This is a genomic window from Cellulomonas fimi ATCC 484 (assembly GCF_000212695.1).
Taxonomy (GTDB): Bacteria; Actinomycetota; Actinomycetes; order Actinomycetales; family Cellulomonadaceae; genus Cellulomonas; species Cellulomonas fimi.
The window spans coordinates 1065912-1084294 of sequence record NC_015514.1 but is presented as its reverse complement, the minus strand read 5'-3'; the positions used below and the strand labels follow the sequence as shown (position 1 = coordinate 1084294).

Sequence of the window (18383 nt, the reverse complement as noted above, 5' to 3'; positions counted from 1 at the left end):
GCAGGGGGGATCGGGCCTTCGTCGTGCGAGGGACGCGTCAGGCGGCGTCGTCCTCGGACGTCAGGTTCCGGGTCTTGTTCTGGTCGAGCAGGATGCCGGGGCCGTTCGTCGTGGAGATCGTGGCCTTCGTGATGTAGCGGCCCTTCGACGCAGACGGCTTGAGACGCAGGATCTCCTCGAGCGCCGCGGCGTAGTTCTCCACCAGGTTGGTCTCGGAGAACGACGTCTTGCCGATGATGAAGTGCAGGTTCGCGTGACGGTCCACGCGGAACTCGATCTTGCCGCCCTTGATGTCGGACACGGCCTTGGCCACGTCCATCGTCACGGTGCCGGTCTTCGGGTTCGGCATGAGGCCACGCGGACCCAGGACCTTGCCCAGGCGGCCGACCTTGCCCATGAGGTCCGGGGTCGCCACGGCCGAGTCGAAGTCGGTGTAGCCGGCGGCCACCTTCTCGATCAGCTCGTCGCCACCGACCTCGTCGGCGCCGGCCGCGCGGGCCTGCTCGGCGCGCTCACCGGTCGCGAAGACCAGGACGCGCGCGGTCTTGCCCGTGCCGTGCGGCAGGTTGACCGTGCCACGGACCATCTGGTCCGCCTTGCGCGGGTCGACACCGAGGCGGAAGACGACCTCGACGGTCGCGTCGTACTTCGTGGTCGACGTCGCCTGCGCCAGCCGGACGGCCTCGAGCGGGCTGTAGATGCGCCCGGCCTCGATCTTCTCGGCGGCGTTGCGGTACGCCTTGCTGTGCTTCGCCATCTGCTTCTCTCTTCTCAGCAGTCGTGGTCCGTCGGGCCGCACAGGGCCCTGCCACTGCACTTCGACACGTCACGAGGTCTCGGACGTGGGGTGCCGGTCGGCGCGGACGCCGACCGGCGGGGTGAGGACGTCAGCCCCCGAGCTCGCGCTCGGTCAGCCCTCGACCTTGATGCCCATGGAGCGGGCCGTCCCGGCGATGATCTTCTCCGCCGCGGCGAGGTCGTTCGCGTTGAGGTCCTCGAGCTTGGTGCTCGCGATCTCGCGCACCTGCTCGGCCGTCAGCGTCGCGACCTTGACCGTGTGCGGCGTCGGGGAGCCCTTGGCGACCCCGGCGGCCTTCTTGATCAGCTCGGCGGCCGGCGGCGTCTTCGTGATGAAGGTGAACGAGCGGTCCTCGTACACCGTGATCTCGACGGGGATGACGTTGCCGCGCTGCGCCTCGGTGGCCGCGTTGTACGCCTTGCAGAACTCCATGATGTTGACGCCGTGCTGACCCAGCGCCGGACCGATCGGCGGCGCGGGCGTCGCGGCGCCGGCCTTGATCTGGAGCTTGATCAGGCCGGTGACCTTCTTCTTGGGGGGCATGAAGCCGTCCCTCTCTTGTTCGTGGGCCGACGCCGTGGGCGATGACCCGGTTGCAGTGCCGCCCCACGGTGCGGGGCGACAGCGTCAGCGTCAGATCTTGGCGACCTGGCTGAACGACAGCTCGACCGGGGTCTCCCGGCCGAAGATCGAGACGAGCACCTTGAGCTTCTGGTTCTCGGCGTTGATCTCGGAGATCGTCGCGGGCAGCGTGTCGAACGGGCCGTCCGTGACGGTGACCGACTCGCCGACCGTGAAGTCGACCTGGATCTGCGCGGCGCTCTTAGTCGCGGCGGCCGCGGTCGCGGGGGCCTTGGCCTGCAGCGACGGCGCGAGCATCGAGAAGACCTCGTCGTGCGTGAGCGGCACCGGCTGGTGCGTGTGGCCGACGAACGACGTGACGCCCGGCGTGTGACGCACGGCGCCCCACGACTCGTCGGTCATCTCCATGCGGACGAGGACGTAGCCGGGGATCCGGACGCGCTTGACGACCTTGCGCTGCGCGTTCTTGATCTCGACGACCTCCTCCATGGGGACCTCCACCTGGTAGATGAAGTCCTCCATGTTGAGGCTCTGCGTGCGGTTCTCGAGGTTCGCCTTCACGCGGTTCTCGTAGCCGGCGTACGAGTGGATGACGTACCAGTCGCCGGGCTGCCGGCGCAGCTGCGCCTTGAACGCCGCGACCGGGTCCTCGTCGGGGTCCGGGCCCTCGTCCTCGACGGCCTCGTCCTCGACGCCGTCGGTCTCGTCGGCGGGCTCGGCGTCGACCTCGGCGGCGTCGACCTCGACGGTCGCGTCGTCGTCGGCCGGAGCGACCTCGTCACCCGCGGTGCCCTCGACCGCCTCGACCGACGCGAGGGCGTCCTCGAGCTCCGTCTCGGCACCCGGGGTGGGCTCCTGCGACTCGTGCGACACGTGCGAACCTGCTTTCTCCAGCGTGCGGGGCTTGCGGGCGGTGCGGCGGACCTCTCCACCGCGCGGCGGCCACCCGGCCGCGGGGCGGTCAGCCCCCGAAGACCCAGAAGGTCAGCTTGCCGATGCCGAGGTCGACCACCGTGACGAAGGCCATCACGACCGCGACGAACACGAGGACGACCGTCGTGTACGTGATGAGGTCGGAGCGGGTGGGGCGGACGACCTTCTTGAGCTCGGCGACGACCTGGCGCCAGAAGAGCGCGATGCGCGCGAACAGCCCGCGCTTCTTCTCGTCCTTGACGGACTTGGGCGAGCGCGCGTCGGACGCCGCGGCGGGTGCGGTTTCGCTCACGTCAGGCCCCTGTGTCTCGTGGTGGCCACCGGGGCCGTGCGGACCCGGTGGGTGGGGACGGCCGACGCGACGCGCCGGACCGTCCGGCGATCCTGCTCGCGCCCGGCCTGGAGCCGGACACGTGCGCAGGGCAGACAGGACTCGAACCTGCAACCTGCGGTTTTGGAGACCGCTGCGCTACCAATTGCGCCACTGCCCTACGGCGACCCGACCCCGCTCGACACCCGAACCCGCATCTGTCACGACATCTGCGGGCACGGCGCATCATCGCGGAGGTCAACCGCCGGGGGACCACTGTACGCGACGCCGGGCCGTGGGTCGAACCGCGCCGCCGCACGGGCGTCTCCCGGGCCGGAAGGCCGAGCCACGCCCGCGTGACCTCTGCCACTATGGGGGCCGTGAGCGAGCAGACCTCGACCCCCCGCCCCCGCGTGTCCGCCCGTGTCGCCGCGATCGCCGAGTCGGCGACGCTCGCGGTCGACGCGAAGGCCAAGGCCCTCAAGGCCGCCGGCCGGCCGGTCGTCGGGTTCGGCGCAGGCGAGCCGGACTTCCCGACGCCCGCCTACATCGTCGACGCCGCCGTCGCCGCCGCGCAGGACCCCGCCAACCACCGGTACACCCCCGCGGCCGGCCTGCCCGCGCTGCGCGAGGCCATCGCCGCCAAGACGCTGCGCGACTCCGGCTACGAGGTGAGCCCCGCGGACGTGCTCGTCACCAACGGCGGCAAGCAGGCGGTCTTCCAGGCGTTCGCCGCGCTGCTCGACCCGGGCGACGAGGTGCTGCTGCCCGCGCCGTACTGGACGACCTACCCCGAGGCGATCCGGCTCGCGGGCGGCGTCCCGGTCGAGGTGTTCGCGGGCGTCGAGCAGGGCTACCTGGTGTCGGTCGAGCAGCTCGAGGCGGCCCGCACGCCGCGGACCAAGGTGCTGCTGTTCAACTCGCCGTCCAACCCGACGGGTGCGGTGTACTCCCCCGAGCAGACCGCCGCGATCGGCCGCTGGGCGCTCGAGCACGGCATCTGGGTCGTCACCGACGAGATCTACGAGCACCTCACCTACGACCACGCGGTGTTCACGCCCGTCGTGCGCGTCGTCCCCGAGCTCGCCGACACGACCGTCGTCCTCAACGGCGTCGCGAAGACGTACGCGATGACGGGCTGGCGCGTCGGCTGGATGATCGGCCCGCGCGACGTCATCAAGGGAGCCACCAACCTGCAGTCGCACCTGACGTCCAACGTGGCCAACGTGTCGCAGCGCGCGGCGATCACCGCGCTGACCGGCGACCTGTCCGCCGTCGAGGAGATGCGCTCGGCCTTCGACCGGCGCCGCCGCACGATGGTCGAGATGCTCTCGGTCATCGACGGCGTCCAGATCCCTGCGCCGCAGGGCGCGTTCTACGCCTACCCCTCGGTCGAGGGTCTGCTCGGGCGCACGATCCGCGGGGTCACGCCGCGCACGTCGGCCGAGCTCGCGAGCCTGATCCTCGACGAGGTCGAGGTCGCGGTCGTGCCCGGCGAGGCCTTCGGGCCCAGCGGGTACCTGCGGCTGTCGTACGCGCTGTCCGACGCGGACCTCGTCGAGGGTGTCGGGCGGATCCAGTCGCTGCTCGCCGAGGCGCGCTGACGCCCGCGCCGGCCGACGCCGCGGCGCGCTGACGGCTCGCAGCGGCCGTCGTCCGGGCCTGTGAGGGCGGGCTGCAGGTCCGACCTGTCCCGGTCCATACTGTCGGCCATGCGTCCGGACGAGCCACGCACCGCCGCCGGGAGCGCTCCCGTCCGCGCACGCGGACGCCGGCGCCTCACGGTCCGGGTGCGGATCCTCGCGTCGGTCATCGTGCTGGCGGCGCTCACGGTCCTCATCGCGGGAGCGACCGCGTTCTGGCTGCAGTCGCGCGAGACCGACGCCCGCATCGACAACTCGCTGACCCGCGCCGTCGCGGCCCTGCGGAAGGTCGAGTCCGAGCCCGACCCGCGCACCGAGCAGCAGTTCACGGACGTCGACGGGCTGCTCAACGCCGCCGTCCGCAACCGCGTGCCCGGCAAGAACGAGGGCGTCATCACCCTGCAGGGCGACCGGCTCAGCTGGACGGCGGCCAAGGAGACCCACGCGCTGCGCCTCGACGCCGACGAGGAGCTCGTCGCGCACCTCGCCCGGCTGTCCCTGACGACCACGACGACCCACGTCGAGACGTTCCGGACCGACGTGACGGAGTACCGGCTCATGGCCGCGCCGGTCGGCATCCAGCACGACCCGACGCTCGGGCTGTTCGTCGTCGCGTTCGACCGCAGCGCGGAGATGCGTGCGCTGCAGACGACGTTCTGGACCTACTCGGCGGTGGGCATCCTCGCGCTGGGCGCGATCTCGATCGCCGCGTGGTTCGTCGTCGGTCGGATGCTCCACCCGGTCCGGCTGCTGCGCGACACCGCCCGCCGGGTCACGGAGTCCGACCTGTCGGAGCGCATCACGGTCAGCAGCAACGACGACCTCGGCGACCTCGCGCACACCGTCAACGCGATGCTCGACCGGCTCGAGCGGGCGTTCGGGTCGCAGCGCGAGCTCCTCGACGACGTCGGGCACGAGCTGCGGACGCCGCTGACGATCGTGCGCGGGCACCTCGAGCTGCTCGACCCCGACGACCCCGACGACGTGCGGGCCACGCAGGCGCTCGCGCTCGACGAGCTCGACCGGATGCACCGGCTCGTCGACGACCTCATGATCCTCGCGACGGCCGAACGGCCGGACTTCGTGCGGCTCGCCCCCACCGACGTCGGCCGGCTCACCGACGACGTGCACGACAAGGCGCGCGGGCTGGGCGAGCGGCGGCTGCTCGTCTCGTCCCGCGCGGACGTCACGGTGCGCCTCGACGCGCAGCGCATCACCCAGGCGTGGCTGCAGCTGCTCGCCAACGCCTACCGCTTCTCGCCGCCCTCCTCGACCGTGTGGCTCGGCAGCGAGGTCGTCGGCGACCGCCTGCTGCTGTGGGTCCGCGACGAGGGGCCCGGGGTGCCGCCGGAGGAGGAGAAGCGGATCTTCGAGCGCTTCCACCGCGGGCGCGCGGACCGCTCGTCGCACGGTGCCGGGCTGGGGCTGCCGATCGTCGCCGCGATCGCCCAGGCGCACCACGGACAGGCGCGGGTCGAGCGCCCGCCGGGCGGGCAGCGGTGCGGTGTCGTGTTCGTCCTCGACCTGCCGGCCGTCGACCTCGTCGACGGTGCCACCACCGCACCGATCCCCCTCCCCGACCTCGCGGAGCACCGATGACGCACATCCTGATCGCCGAGGACGAGGAGCGGATCGCCGCGTTCGTCGCCAAGGGCCTGCGCACCGCGGGCTACGACGCGACGGCCGTCACGACGGGCGACCAGGCGCTCGCACGCGTGCGCGCGGGCGGCATCGACCTGCTCATCCTCGACCTCGGCCTGCCGGACCTCGACGGGTTCCAGGTGCTGCGGAGGCTGCGCGACGCCGGGCACGCCCTGCCGGTGATCGTGCTCACCGCGCGGTCGTCGGTGACGGACACCGTGACGGGGCTCGAGTCCGGCGCCGACGACTACATGGCCAAGCCCTTCCGGTTCGAGGAGCTGCTCGCGCGCGTGCGGCTGCGGCTGCGGCAGCAGCCCCAGCCGTCCGGGGAGGTCACGGTGCTCACGCACGGGCCGCTGCACCTGGACCTGCGCACGCGCCGGATGCGCGTCGGCAGCCACGAGGTGGACCTGTCGGCCCGCGAGTTCGCGCTCGCCGAGACGTTCCTGCGCCACCCCGGCGACGTCCTGACGCGCGAGCGGCTCCTGTCGGAGGTGTGGGGGTACGACTTCGACCCGGGCTCGAACGTCGTCGACGTGTACGTGCGGTACCTGCGCCGCAAGGTCGGTGCGGAGCACTTCGACACGGTCCGGGGCGTGGGCTACCGCCTCGTGGACGCGACGGCCGGCTGACGGAGGTCGGGCCGGCGACCCGCGCGGCTCTGGGGGCCGTGGGTCGCCGGGTGCCGCGGCGGGTGCTGTGCCGCGCGGCTGGCACACTGAGCCGATGCGTGACCTGGCCCGGCTGCCCAAGGCGCACCTGCACCTGCACTTCACGGGCTCGATGCGCCTGTCGACGCTCGCCGACCTCGCGGCGCGGCACGGCATCCGGCTGCCCGCGGTGCTGCTCGACGACGACCCGCTGCACGTCCCGGCCGACGAACGCGGCTGGTTCCGGTTCCAGCGCCTGTACGACGCCGCGCGGGCGTGCGTGCGGGGCGAGGACGACATGCGCCGGGTCGTCGCGGAGGCGGTCGAGGACGACGCGGCCGAGGGTTCGGGCCGGCTTGAGATCCAGGTCGACCCGACGTCGTACGCGCCGTTCGTGGGCGGGCTGACGCCCGCGCTGGAGATCGTGCTCGACGCGGCCCGTGAGGCGAGCGCCGCGACGGGCGTGGACGTCGGCGTGGTGGTCGCGGCGTCGCGGATGCGGCACCCGCTCGACGCGCGGACGCTCGCACGGCTCGCGGTGCGGCACGCCGGCGACGGCCCGGGCGAGGTCGTCGGGTTCGGGCTGTCGAACGACGAGCGCCGAGGCGACACCGAGGCGTTCGGCGCCGCGTTCGCGATCGCCCGGCGGGCGGGGCTGGTGACGGTGCCGCACGGCGGCGAGCTGCTGGGGCCCGCGCACGTCGAGGAGGTGCTGGAGCACCTGCGGCCCGACCGGCTGGGGCACGGCGTCCGCAGCGCGGAGGACCCCCGGGTGCTCGACCGCGTGGTCGCGGAGGGCGTCGCGCTCGAGGTGTGCCCCGCGTCGAACGTCTCGCTGGGCGTCTACCCCGCGGACCAGGACGTGCCGCTGCGCGCGCTCGTCGCGGCGGGCGCGCGCGTCGCGCTCGGCGCGGACGACCCGCTGCTGTTCCGGTCCCGCCTGCTCGACCAGTACGAGACCGCGCGCACGGTGCACGGCTTCGACGACGCCGAGCTGGCCGCCCTCGCGCGGTCCTCGATCGAGGCGAGCCGCGCGTCGGACGACGTCCGGGCCCGCCTGCTGCGCGGTGTCGACGCGTGGCTTGCGCAGGAGCCGGGGCTCACGGCGGCGTCCTGAACGTCGAGGCGGTCCGCCGGGCGCGCTGAGGCCGGGCGGAGCGGCCCGGCAGGGCGGCGGCCGAGACCGACGCCGAGGACCGTGGCCCGGCGCGGAGCCGGCTCGGTGTCAGAGGCGGACGCCGACCAGGACCGGCTCGGCCTCGAGCTCGACGCCGAAGGCGGCACGCACGCCGTCGCGCACCTCGCGTGCGAGGACGACGAGGTCCTCGGCTCGGGCTCCCCCCCGGTTGGTGAGCGCGAGCGTGTGCTTGGACGACAGCGCGGCGGGCCCCGGCCCGCCAAAGCCCTTGGTGAAGCCCGCGTGCTCGATGAGCCAGGCGGCGCTCGTCTTGGTCAGGCCGTCGCCCGCCGCGAACCGCGGCGCGTCCGGGGGCAGGGCGGCCGCGGCCTGCGCGTCGAGCAGGGGGTTGGTGAAGAACGACCCGGCGCTCCACGTGTCGTGGTCCGCGGGGTCGAGCACCATGCCCTTGCGGGCCCGCAGCTCGAGGACCGCGGCACGCACGTCCGTGATCGGCGCCCGCTCCCCCACGGCGACGCCGAGGGCGCGCGCGAGCTCGGGGTACTCGACGGCGCGGGTGAGCGTGCCCTGCCGCAGCTGGAACGTCACGTCGAGCACGACGTAGCGCGGGGTCGGGCTCCACGGCGCGCGGGGGTCCGCCGGGTCGGTGCTGCGCATCGAGCGCTTGAGCAGCGACGAGCGGTAGCCGAAGCGCAGGTCGACGAGCGGGAGCGTGCGGACGCGGGCGCTGCCCCGGTCCCAGACGCGGACCGTCGAGATCGTCTGGGAGACCTCCTGGCCGTACGCGCCGACGTTCTGCACGGGTGTCGCCCCGGTGGAGCCCGGGATCCCGGACAGCGCCTCGACGCCGACGAGGCGGTGCGCGACCGCGTGCTCGACGACGTGGTCCCACGGCGTCCCCGAGGGCACCGTGTACGTGACGCCCGCGCACGCCGAGTGGTCCGGCACCTCGATGCCCGAGCGCGTGTCGCGGACGACGACCCCGTCGAAGCCCGCGTCGGCGACGAGCAGGTTCGAGCCTCCGCCGACGACGAGCAGCGGCTCGCCCGCGTCGTCCGCGGCGCGCACCGCGTCGACGAGCTCTGCCTCGGTCGTCGTCTCGACGTAGCGGGCGGAGGGGCCGCCCACGCGCAGGGTCGTGAGGTCGGCGAGGGCGCGGCCCGTGCCCGCGGCGGGCGTCGGGACGGTGGGGGCGGTGGTCGTCCGGTGCACGCGACCAGGCTAGACCGCGGCGTCGGGGCGACCGGCGGGCGCCGGCTCGTCGGCCGCCGCGCCGGGCGCGGGCAGCGGCGCCGCGGCGTTGACGACGAGCAGACCCAGGACGACCGGCACGAGGATGACGAGCAGGGCGTTGCGGTAGCCGACGTGCTGCGCGAGCAGGCCGAGCAGCGGCGGGCCCGCGAGGAAGGCGCTGTAGCCGATGGTCGAGACGACGCTCACCCGCTGGGCCGCACGCAGCGGGTCGTCGGAGGCGGCGCTCATCCCGACCGGGAACCCGAGGGCCGCGCCGGCTCCCCACGCGACGACGCCGAGCAGCGCGAGCCACAGGGTCGGCGCGAGGCCGAACGCCAGCAGGCCGACGATCGCGAGGACGGCGCAGAGCCGCAGCACCGCGACGCGTCCGTACCGGTCGAGCAGCGCGGTGCCGAACCAGCGCATGGCGGTCATCGCGGCGACGAACACGCCGAACGCGAGCGCGCCCACGGCGTGCCCGGTCTCGAACCCGTCGACGACGGCGAGGCTCACCCAGTCGTTCGCGGACCCCTCGGTGAGCGCCGCGGCGAGCACGACGAGCCCGATGAGCAGCGTGCGCGGCTCGAGCCATGCGGCGAGGGCTCCGCGCGCACCGCGCGGCGCGTGCGACTCCCCCGCGCTGTGCGGGTGGTGGGGGCCCTCGGGCAGGAAGCGGCGGACGGCGAACGCGACCACGACGACCGACGCCGTGACCGCGACCGGCACGTGCACGACGACGGGGACGTGGAGCGCCGCCATGGCCGCGGACAGCCCGGCCGCGCCGACGGTGCCGAACGAGAAGCCCGCGTGGTAGCGCGGCATGACGGTCCGGCCCAGGCGCTGCTCGACGGCGGCGCCCTCGAGGTTCATCGCGGCGTCCCACACGCCGGTGCCGATCCCGTACAGGACCATGCCGACGCCGACGACGAGCACCTGCCCGACGGCGACGCCGACGGCCGCGAGGGAGAGGCCGAACGCGTTGAGCACCGCGAACCCGAGGACGGTGCGCCGGGCACCGAGGCGCTCGACGACCATGCCCGACAGCGGCAGCGCGACGAGCGAGCCCACCGCCCCGACGAGCAGCATGAGGCCCATCTTCTCGGGCGTGAAGTCGAGCCCGTCGCGGATCGCGGGCAGGCGGGACGCCCACGTCGCGAAGTTGAACCCGTTGAGGACGAAGACGACGAGGACCGCGAGCGACGCGTGCCGGATCGGTGCGGCGGCGTCGGCGGTGGTGGGGTCGGGTGCGGGCATCGTGCCTCCGGTGGTGGTCCGGTCGGTCATCGATCGTGCCCGTTCTCGGGGGCCACGTCACGGGCAGGGGCGGTCACGGGGCTCTCCCAGGGGTGCGGGGGTGGGACGCGGGTCGCGGCCCGAATCGATTCGAGCACGCGCGACGGTGCCGGGTCGAATCGATTTGAGTGGGCTCCTCATTCTGCGGGTACGCTTTCGGTCGCGTCAACACGCGCGCGCGACCGCTCGCACGTGACTCGCCGCACCCGTCGGCCCGCCACCGCGCCGGCCCGTCCTCGGTGCGCCGAACCGGAGGTGGACCCTGTCGCGTCAACGCCCGACCCTGGCGGACGTCGCCTCGGCCGCGAAGGTCTCGGTCTCCACGGCGTCGCTCGCGTTCTCCGGCGCCGGCCCCATCGCCGCCGCCACCCGTCAGCGCGTGCTCGACGCCGCCGTCGAGCTCGGCTACTCCGGCCCGAACCCGCTCGGGCGCCAGCTGCGCCGCGGGCGCTCCGGGATCGTCGGCGTCGTCGTGGGCGACGCGCTCAAGCGCTCGTTCCGCGACCCCGTCTCCGTCCAGTTCCTCGACGGGCTCGTCGGCACGCTCGGCTCGCTCGGGCTCGGCGTCCTGCTCGTCCCGGGGCCGAGCGACCCGTCCCAGCCGGCCGTCGACCCACTCGTGGAGTCGGCCGCCATGGACGTCGCGGTCGTCATGTGGGGCGGGACGTCCGACCACCCCGTGCAGGACGTGCTGCAACGCCGCGGCATCCCGACCGTCGTGGTCGAGGGCCGCCGCGAGGAGGGCGTTGTCACGGTCGGGATCGACGACCGCAACGGCATGGCCGAGGCGACCCGCCATCTGCTCGCGCTGGGGCACGAACGCATCGCCGTGGTCACGCTCCCGTTCGACGCGTCCCGCCGCGAGGGGATCGTGCCTCCTGAGCGCCTGTCCCAGATCGACTGGGAGATCACGCGACGACGACTCGCCGGCGTGACCGACACCGGCCTGCGGCCGACCGCCGTCTACGAGACGCCGGCGTCGCTCGTCGAGCACGGCCACGCGGCTGGCCTCGAGCTCCTGCGCGGCGACGACCGCCCGACCGCCGTCGTCTGCCACTCCGACCTGCTCGCGTCCGGCGTCGTCCTCGCGGCCCGCGAGCTGGGCCTGCGCGTCCCGCAGGACGTGTCGGTCGCCGGGTTCGACGGGCTCGACCTGCCCTGGCTCGCCCCCGACGTGCTCACCAGCGTGGCCCAGCCCCTCGCCGACAAGGGCGCCGCGGTCGCGCACGCCGTCGAGGACCTGCTCGCGGGCGAGACGCCCGTGCACCGCGAGCTGCCCGTGACGCTGCGCGTCGGCACCACGACCGGACCCGCCCCCGCCTGACGGGGACGCGTCCCGGCCGCCTCCGCAGCGGGCGGCCGGGACGCGAGCATCAGCTCCGGCGCAGCCAGGTCATCGGGTTCGTGCGCGTGGCCGCGTAGACGAACCACGACGTCGCGCCGACGTGCTGCACCTGGAAGTACCCGAACCCGAACCCGGTGTCGAGCAGGCTCGACGCCGCCACGACGCCGCCGTCGACGACCGCGCCGCCCAGGTGCTGCCCGGCGCCCAGCACGTCCTGCGCGTGCCGGACCTGCGTGAGCAGGCGGTCGGCCGACTGCCGGTCGCCGCGGGTGCCGCGGTCGAGGAGCGCCGTCGCGAGCTGGCCCGTGCCCTCGAGCCAGACGCCCTGCGGGTGCACCGTGATGCCGTTGTACTGCGCCGTGGACGTCAGGCTCGCGGTGCTGAACGTCACGCCCGACAGCGACTCGCCGTCGGGCAGCTGGGACGTCGCGGCGCTCGCGTCGTCGGTCGTGGCGAGCGCGCTGCCCGCCCAGTCCAGGCCGCGCCGGAACGTCCGGTCGCGCGTCGCGAGCCACGCCCACGTGACCGTGTCGAGCGGCACCGGGTCCCGGTTGATCTCGACGCCGTCGTTGGTCCCCGTCCAGAAGAACCCCTGCGTGGGCTCCCACATGAGGTCGACGAACGCGCGTGCGTGCGCAGCCGCGGCCGACCACTTCTTGTCACGGGTCGCGGAGCGCAGCATGCCGAAGAAGGCGACGCAGTCGATGTTGTGCTCGGTCGAGCCGTTGGGCACCGGGGCGTTCGCGCCGTTCACGCCGAACGAGAAGCCGCCGAGGCCCGTCGTGCGCCAGGTGTTCGCGGTGATCCACTCGCCGATCCGCACCGCGCCGGCGAGGTAGCGGCCGTCCCGCGTGCGTGCCCACAGCTGCAGCAGGGCGATGCCCGGCCACGCCATGTCGCCGACGGCCGTGCCGAGGAACCCGAACTGCCAGCCGATGTTGGCCGAGCCGTCCGGCAGGACGAACCCGTGGGGCTGCGGGGTGCCGTCGTAGAACGTGTACGGCCCGACGTTGTACCCCTGCCGCAGCCGGCCGTCGGCGTAGCCGGGGTCGTGGTCCTGCGCGTGCAGCAGGCCGTCCCCGAGGACGCGCGCGGTGCTCTCGCTGCTGCGGCGGCCGTCGGCGAGCAGGGCGATGATCGCGAGCGCGTTGTCGTACACGAACGCGGTGCTGAACAGCCCGAGCTCGTCGGCGTAGCTCTGCGCGAGCCGCGCGCCGGTGTTGACGGCCGGGTAGGCGTCCGTCGCCGCCTGCAGGAAGCCGATCGCGGCGCGCTGCGCGGACGCTCCGTGACCGTGGCCACCGCCGGCCGGGACCACCGACGCGGTCCGCGCCGAGGCGGTCGGCGCTCCCGCGACCGCCCACCCGGCAGCCAGTCCGGCCCCGGTCAGGGCGAGGAACGTCCGGCGCGAGACGTGCGCCCCTGACTCCGTCGTCGAGTGCTGCATCGGTGCATCTCCTCCGTGGGCGACGAGATGGCCGCGTCGCTGCGGCCGGGGTCCACGGTAGGGACAGAGCGGACCAAACGGAAGGCCTGCTGGACACGTGTCAGCAGTCGGGATCGCACAAGCAGCCGATCAGGTGTCACGTGTCACCGACGCAGGTGTCACGTGACACCGACGAACACCCGCATCCTGGCGGAGGAGCTCGCGGGCCCCGGGCGTCAGGCGACGCGGACGATCGCCTGCGCCTTGCCGAGCACGCGGGCACCGTCGACCGTGACGGTCAGGTCGACCCGCACCGTCCCGGCCTCCACGTCGAGCGCACCCACGGTCGCGACGACCTCGACCGTCGCCGCACCGGGGTCCGGCACCGGCACGGGACGCGTGAAGCGCACCTGGTAGTCGACGACCGCACCGGGGTCGCCCGCCCAGTCCACGACGACGCTCGACGCCGCACCCATGGTCCACATGCCGTGCGCGATGACGCCCGGCAGGCCCACCGCGGTCGCGACCCGGTCGTTCCAGTGGATGGGGTTGAAGTCGCCGCTCGCACCCGCGTAGCGCACGAGGCGCGCCCGGTCGACGGTGACCTCGCGGCGGGCGACCTCCTGGCCGACCGCCAGGTCGGCGAGCACAGGCACAGGCGCGGTCATGCGTCCTCCCCCCGGACGGCGAGCGTCGAGACGACGGTGGCGACGGGCTCGCCGTCCTCCGCCGCGATCTCCGCGCGCGTGGTGATCATCGCGAGGCCGGCGCGCTCGACGATCGCGTCGACGTGCAGGACCGTGACGAGGCGGTCGCCCGCGTGCACGGGCCGGTGGTGCACGAAGCGCTCGTCGGCGTGCACGACACGCGAGAAGTCGATGCCCGCAGCGGGGTCCTGGAACAGCTGCGCCTCCGCGCGCTGCGCCACCACCACGGCGAACGTCGGCGGTGCGACGACGTCGGGGTACCCGAGGGCCCGGGCGGCCTCCGGGTCGGTGTGCGCCGGGTGCGTCGCGCCGACCGCGTCCGCGAACTCACGCAGCTTCTCGCGTCCCACCTCGTAGGGCGCGTTCGGCGCGTACTCGCGCCCCGCGTACCCCGTGTCGACCGGCATGCCGTGCTCCCTGTCGTCGTGCCTCGACCGTTGCCGGTCCTCAACGCACAAGCACGCCCGCCGGCGGAGAGCCGGGGGGCGTGCCTGGAGTCCTGCGGCCCCGAGGGGCGTGGCTCAGCGGGTCTCGCGGTGGACCGTGTGGCGGTTGTCGCGCGGGCAGAACTTCTTCATCTCGAGCCGGTCGGGGTCGTTCCGACGGTTCTTCTTCGTGATGTAGTTCCGCTCCTTGCACTCGGTGCAGGCGAGCGTGATCTTCGGGCGGACGTCCGCGCTCTTGCTGGCCATCGTCGTTTCTCCTCGCGCCGCTGCGGCGCTTGCGATCTTCGTGTACGCGACACGCCGGCCGACGCGTCACCTTGGAACTGGCGGTAGCGGGAGCGGGACTCGAACCCGCGACACCACGATTATGAGCCGTGTGCTCTAACCACCTGAGCTACCCCGCCTGGGCGGTGGACCCCGGTCCCGCACCGCACGGCCTGAACCATGCGCCACGGGACCGAGACACACCACAGAGCCCCGAAAGGGAATCGAACCCTTGACCTTCTCCTTACCATGGAGACGCTCTGCCGACTGAGCTATCGGGGCAGCGCGAGCAAGGTTACACGGGCCGGGGCCGTGCTGCGAAATCGCCTCCGCGACCAGCGCCCGAGCCCCGCCGGGGCGCCCCGCCGACGCGCGCCTGCCTAAACGATTCGCCTCGTCGCACGGGCGGAATGTCCCGTGTGAGGATCCCGGCCATGCGCCAGACACTCCGCAGCACCGCCGCTGCCCTCCTCCTCGCCGGGACGGTCGCGCTCGGCGCGTCCGCGTGCACCGGCTCGGACGACACGTCCACGGACGCCCCCGACGGCGAGGGCACCGCCGTCACCCCCGCATGGCCCACGGCGATCGACCCCGCGACCGCGCAGGACGCCTTCTGGGTCGTCTGGACGGACGTCGCGGACACCGCCGAGGGTGCCGCGAAGCTGCAGCCGACGATCGACGCGCTCGCCGCAGCCGGCTACACCACGCTCCCGTGGGACCCCGCCTGCCAGAGCGGCGCCGAGGAGCAGCTCGGCGGCCTCACCGGCTACGCCGACCCGCTCGGCGTCGGCGTCGCGTTCGCCTCCGCCGAGGAGGCCGGGATGTTCGACACGCTGTACGAGGGCGCCACCGTCTCCGTGACCGAGGGGACCTACACCTGCACCCCCGCGTCCTGACACGTCAGCCCCGAACGCCGAAGGCCGGACCCGATCGGGTCCGGCCTTCGCTGCGTCGTGCGCCGTGTGGCGGGTGAGGGATTCGAACCCCCGTAGGCTGTGCCAGCTGATTTACAGTCAGCCCCCTTTGGCCGCTCGGGTAACCCGCCAGGGCCGCTCACCGTCGGGGAGGTCGCCCCGGGGGCCGACCACCGCGAGCGGCGTGCGGGTGGAAGGATAGCAACTCCCGGGCGGTGCTGACGAAACGGCCCCGGGACGGACGGCCGGGAGCCCGCGAGGGCCCGGCGACGCGACGAGCCCCGGCGGCGTCCGGGGCGGCAGGAGGAGAAGCACATGGCGAGCGAGTCGTCGTTCGACGTCGTCAGCAAGGTCGACCGCCAGGAGGTCGACAACGCGCTCAACCAGGCGGCGAAGGAGATCGCGCAGCGGTACGACTTCAAGGGAGTCGGTGCCTCGATCTCGTGGAGCGGCGAGTCCGTCCTCATGGTGGCGAACTCCGCGGAGCGCGTGCTGGCGGTCCTCGACGTGTTCCAGTCGAAGCTCATCAAGCGCGGCATCTCCCTCAAGGCGCTCGACACCGGCGACGGCGAGCCGAAGCCGTCCGGCAAGGAGTACCGGCTCGCGGCGGCCATCCAGGAGGGGCTGAGCAGCGAGGTCGCCAAGAAGCTCGCGAAGATCGTCCGCGACGAGGGGCCGAAGGGCGTCAAGACGCAGATCCAGGGTGACGAGCTGCGCGTCTCGGCCAAGAGCCGCGACGACCTGCAGGCCGTCATCGCGCTGCTCAAGGGCGCGGACGTCGACGCCGCGCTCCAGTTCGTCAACTACCGCTGAACCCCTGGCGCCGGCGGCGGGACGGGCGACCGTCCCCCGCCGCCGGCGCCGCTCCGGCGTCAGACGGCGGCCGTCGCGAGCGAGAACGTGCTGCGGTCCAGGTCCTCCTCGTCGCCCAGAGGGCGGGGGACGCCGAGGGCGTCCTCGGCCAGGTCGGCCAGGAGCTGGCCGGCACCCGGGGCGAGGGCGACACCGTGCGCCCCGAGCCCCACGCCGACGACGACGCGCCCGACCCGGTCGAGGACGACGGGCCCGACCGCCCGGTTCGACACCCAGGGGCCGTCCGGGTCGAGGACGACCCCGGGCAGGCACTGGGCGGCGTAGGCAGCCAGCTCCTCGGCCACGCGCTCCGCATCCGGAGCGGGACCCGCGCCGGGCTCGGTGCGGTGCACGAGGACGACGCCGTCGCCCGCGGGCTCACCCCGGACCCGGAGCCCGGGGTAGCCGGCGTCGGGCCCGAGCGCGCCGCGGGCCGACCGGTGGGCGTCCGCATCGGCACGGTGCACGAACGCCGGCCAGCCGGTCGGCCCGGACACCGCTCCCCTCGTGCCGCGCACGCGCGTCTCGTGGACGGTGAGCGCCTCCGGCAGCGCGACGAGCCCGCCCGCGAGCGCGGCGGTCGCGGGACCGGCGCACACGACCACGACCGGGGCGTCGAGGACCGTGCCGTCGACGAGCTCGACCCGGGCACCGTCGTCGCCCGCGTGCACCGCGCGCACCTGCGCGCCCCGCACGAGGTCGGCGCCGTGCGACACGGCCTGACGCCGCAGCGCCGCGAGCGTCGCGGCGACGTCCGCCAGCCCGGCCGCGGCCTGCACCACGGCACGGTCGTCGAACCGCATGCCCGGCCAGCGCTGCTCGGCCTCGGGGCCGGTGAGGTACTCGAACGGCACCTCAGCGACCAGCAGGGTCTCGACGAGCGGCCGCAGCGCCTCGACGGGTCCGTGCTCGACGCACCCCGTCGGCTCCAGCAGGCGCTCCCCCGCCTCGTTCTCCAGGACGTTCCACCACTGGTGGCTCAGCAGGGCCAGGCGGCAGCGCGCGACGTCCGCGTGGCCCGGCCGGACCAGGTCGCGACCGTGGGCCGGGTCGTCGTGCGCGCCGTCCAGCAGCAGGACACGACGTCCTCGTCGCGCCAGCGCCCAGGCCGTCGCGGAGCCGGTCGCCCCCGCCCCCACCACCACGACGTCGTACCCGTCCTGCGTCACGAGCCCCCCTCTCCGACCCGGGGCACGGTGCCCCGTCGCGGGGCGATCCTAGGCATTCGTCCCGATTTGCCGGAACGTCGTCCGCAGGCAGAGACCTCGCGGGGACGCGCACCCGCGGCACCCGGCGGTCAGTAGCGGGTGAGTCCTCCGCCGGTGCCGGCCTGCGCCTCGAGCCGCGCGATCCGCTCGGCCATCGGCGGGTGCGTCGCGAACATCCGCGCCAGGCCCTGGCCGGAGAACGGGTTGGCGATCATGAGGTGGGACACGTCGACGAGCTCACGCTCCTGGGGCAGCGGCCGCGCCTTCGTCCCCCGCTCCAGCTTGCGCAGGGCCGACGCGAGCGCCAGCGGGTCGCCCGTGAGGCGCGCCCCGTCCTCGTCGGCGTCGTACTCCCGGGTGCGGCTGATCGCGAGCTGGATGAGCGTCGCCGCCAGCGGGGCCAGGAGCGCCAGGACCAGGCCGGCGATCGGGTTGCCGCCGCGGTCCCGGTCGGAGCCGCCGCCGAAGATCAGGGCCATCTGCGCGAGCGACGTGATGACGCCCGCGACGGCCGCCGCGACCGACGACGTGAGGATGTCGCGGTTGTAGACGTGCATGAGCTCGTGGCCCAGGACGCCGCGCAGCTCGCGCTCGTCGAGCAGGTGCAGGATCCCCTCGGTGCAGCACACGGCCGCGTTCTGCGGGTTGCGGCCCGTCGCGAAGGCGTTCGGGGCGGCCGTCGGCGAGACGTACAGGCGCGGCATGGGCTGGCGCGCCTGGGTCGAGAGCTCGCGCACGATCCGGTACATCGCCGGCTGCTCGAGCTCGCTCACGGGTCGCGCACGCATCGCGCGGATCGCGATCTTGTCGGAGTTCCAGTACGAGTACGCCGTCATGACCACGCCGAGGCCCGCGAAGATCAGCAGCACGCGCGCCGATCCGCCGCCGACGAGCCAGCCGATGCCGAGGAGCACCGCCCACAGCACGCCGAACAGCGCGGCGGTCTTCACCCCGTTGAAGTGCTGGTGCATGGTCGCGTCCCGCTCCTTCCCCGCGTCT

General features: G+C 73.9%; 19 protein-coding genes and 4 tRNA genes. 7 read left to right on the top strand and 16 right to left on the bottom strand.

Annotated elements, in window-relative coordinates:
• Positions 1-37 precede the first annotated feature (37 nt).
• From rplA to CELF_RS04945, 5 genes are all read right to left on the bottom strand, one after another.
• Positions 38-757 carry a 50S ribosomal protein L1 gene (rplA, locus tag CELF_RS04965; protein WP_013770150.1) on the bottom strand — a complete coding sequence of 240 codons (720 nt, stop codon included), beginning with the start codon at positions 755-757 and terminating at the stop codon, positions 38-40.
• 153 nt (positions 758-910) lie between these two features.
• Complete coding sequence (gene rplK, locus CELF_RS04960; RefSeq protein ID WP_013770149.1) at positions 911-1342, bottom strand: 50S ribosomal protein L11; 432 nt, start codon at positions 1340-1342, stop codon at positions 911-913.
• 90 nt (positions 1343-1432) lie between these two features.
• A complete protein-coding gene (gene nusG, locus CELF_RS04955) occupies positions 1433-2254 on the bottom strand; it encodes a transcription termination/antitermination protein NusG (protein ID WP_013770148.1) in 822 nt (273 codons plus the stop codon).
• Positions 2255-2342: 88 nt separating this feature from the next.
• Positions 2343-2606 carry a preprotein translocase subunit SecE gene (gene secE, locus CELF_RS04950; protein WP_013770147.1) on the bottom strand — a complete coding sequence of 88 codons (264 nt, stop codon included), beginning with the start codon at positions 2604-2606 and terminating at the stop codon, positions 2343-2345.
• A gap of 126 nt (positions 2607-2732) precedes the next feature.
• A tRNA-Trp gene (locus CELF_RS04945) sits at positions 2733-2805 on the bottom strand.
• A gap of 190 nt (positions 2806-2995) precedes the next feature.
• Here CELF_RS04945 and CELF_RS04940 point away from each other — a divergent pair.
• The 4 genes from CELF_RS04940 (at position 2996) to CELF_RS04925 (ending at position 7675) form a co-directional block, all read left to right on the top strand.
• Positions 2996-4228, top strand: coding sequence for a pyridoxal phosphate-dependent aminotransferase (locus tag CELF_RS04940; protein ID WP_013770146.1), 1233 nt, complete (start codon positions 2996-2998; stop codon positions 4226-4228).
• Between the two features lie 108 nt (positions 4229-4336).
• A complete protein-coding gene (locus CELF_RS04935; RefSeq protein WP_013770145.1) occupies positions 4337-5866 on the top strand; it encodes a sensor histidine kinase in 1530 nt (509 codons plus the stop codon).
• On the top strand, positions 5863-6540 hold the full coding sequence (locus tag CELF_RS04930) for a response regulator transcription factor (protein ID WP_013770144.1): 678 nt from the start codon (positions 5863-5865) through the stop codon (positions 6538-6540). Before CELF_RS04935 ends, CELF_RS04930 begins: the two co-directional genes overlap by 4 nt.
• 94 nt (positions 6541-6634) lie before the next feature.
• The gene (locus CELF_RS04925; RefSeq protein WP_041553349.1) at positions 6635-7675 is read left to right on the top strand and encodes an adenosine deaminase; all 1041 of its coding nucleotides are present in this window, start codon (positions 6635-6637) and stop codon (positions 7673-7675) included.
• Positions 7676-7783: 108 nt separating this feature from the next.
• Here CELF_RS04925 and CELF_RS04920 read toward each other — a convergent pair whose 3' ends face one another.
• Both CELF_RS04920 and CELF_RS04915 read right to left on the bottom strand, forming a co-directional pair.
• Positions 7784-8908, bottom strand: a complete 1125-nt coding sequence (locus tag CELF_RS04920; protein ID WP_013770142.1) for a UDP-N-acetylmuramate dehydrogenase — start codon at positions 8906-8908, stop codon at positions 7784-7786.
• Positions 8909-8917: 9 nt separating this feature from the next.
• Positions 8918-10183 carry an MFS transporter gene (locus CELF_RS04915; RefSeq protein WP_013770141.1) on the bottom strand — a complete coding sequence of 422 codons (1266 nt, stop codon included), beginning with the start codon at positions 10181-10183 and terminating at the stop codon, positions 8918-8920.
• A 301-nt stretch (positions 10184-10484) separates the two neighbouring features.
• On the opposite strand from CELF_RS04915, the gene CELF_RS04910 reads away from it, so the two are divergent.
• Positions 10485-11546: a LacI family DNA-binding transcriptional regulator gene (locus CELF_RS04910; protein ID WP_013770140.1), complete on the top strand. Its 1062-nt coding sequence runs from the start codon at positions 10485-10487 to the stop codon at positions 11544-11546.
• 49 nt (positions 11547-11595) lie between these two features.
• Here CELF_RS04910 and CELF_RS04905 read toward each other — a convergent pair whose 3' ends face one another.
• From CELF_RS04905 to CELF_RS04880, 6 genes are all read right to left on the bottom strand, one after another.
• Positions 11596-13014 carry a hypothetical protein gene (locus tag CELF_RS04905; protein WP_013770139.1) on the bottom strand — a complete coding sequence of 473 codons (1419 nt, stop codon included), beginning with the start codon at positions 13012-13014 and terminating at the stop codon, positions 11596-11598.
• Positions 13015-13229: 215 nt separating this feature from the next.
• Entirely contained in the window at positions 13230-13661 is a 432-nt protein-coding gene (locus CELF_RS04900; protein WP_013770138.1) for a MaoC family dehydratase, read from the bottom strand.
• The gene (locus CELF_RS04895) at positions 13658-14107 is read right to left on the bottom strand and encodes a MaoC family dehydratase N-terminal domain-containing protein (RefSeq protein ID WP_013770137.1); all 450 of its coding nucleotides are present in this window, start codon (positions 14105-14107) and stop codon (positions 13658-13660) included. Before CELF_RS04895 ends, CELF_RS04900 begins: the two co-directional genes overlap by 4 nt.
• Before the next feature lie 114 nt (positions 14108-14221).
• On the bottom strand, positions 14222-14392 hold the full coding sequence (gene rpmG / locus CELF_RS04890) for a 50S ribosomal protein L33 (RefSeq protein ID WP_013770136.1): 171 nt from the start codon (positions 14390-14392) through the stop codon (positions 14222-14224).
• Positions 14393-14476: 84 nt separating this feature from the next.
• Positions 14477-14550: transfer RNA gene (locus CELF_RS04885), tRNA-Met, on the bottom strand.
• 69 nt (positions 14551-14619) lie between these two features.
• Positions 14620-14692, bottom strand: a tRNA-Thr gene (locus tag CELF_RS04880).
• A 152-nt stretch (positions 14693-14844) separates the two neighbouring features.
• On the opposite strand from CELF_RS04880, the gene CELF_RS04875 reads away from it, so the two are divergent.
• Positions 14845-15306 (top strand): hypothetical protein, encoded by a 462-nt coding sequence (locus CELF_RS04875; RefSeq protein WP_013770135.1) that lies wholly within the window; start codon positions 14845-14847, stop codon positions 15304-15306.
• Positions 15307-15373: 67 nt separating this feature from the next.
• Here CELF_RS04875 and CELF_RS04870 read toward each other — a convergent pair.
• Positions 15374-15455, bottom strand: a tRNA-Tyr gene (locus CELF_RS04870).
• A gap of 184 nt (positions 15456-15639) precedes the next feature.
• On the opposite strand from CELF_RS04870, the gene CELF_RS04865 reads away from it, so the two are divergent.
• The gene (locus tag CELF_RS04865) at positions 15640-16137 is read left to right on the top strand and encodes a YajQ family cyclic di-GMP-binding protein (protein WP_013770134.1); all 498 of its coding nucleotides are present in this window, start codon (positions 15640-15642) and stop codon (positions 16135-16137) included.
• A 59-nt stretch (positions 16138-16196) separates the two neighbouring features.
• Here CELF_RS04865 and CELF_RS04860 read toward each other — a convergent pair whose 3' ends face one another.
• The gene (locus CELF_RS04860; protein ID WP_013770133.1) at positions 16197-17345 is read right to left on the bottom strand and encodes an FAD-dependent oxidoreductase; all 1149 of its coding nucleotides are present in this window, start codon (positions 17343-17345) and stop codon (positions 16197-16199) included.
• Positions 17346-17473: 128 nt separating this feature from the next.
• The gene (htpX, locus tag CELF_RS04855; RefSeq protein WP_013770132.1) at positions 17474-18355 is read right to left on the bottom strand and encodes a zinc metalloprotease HtpX; all 882 of its coding nucleotides are present in this window, start codon (positions 18353-18355) and stop codon (positions 17474-17476) included.
• Between the last annotated feature and the right edge of the window lie 28 nt (positions 18356-18383).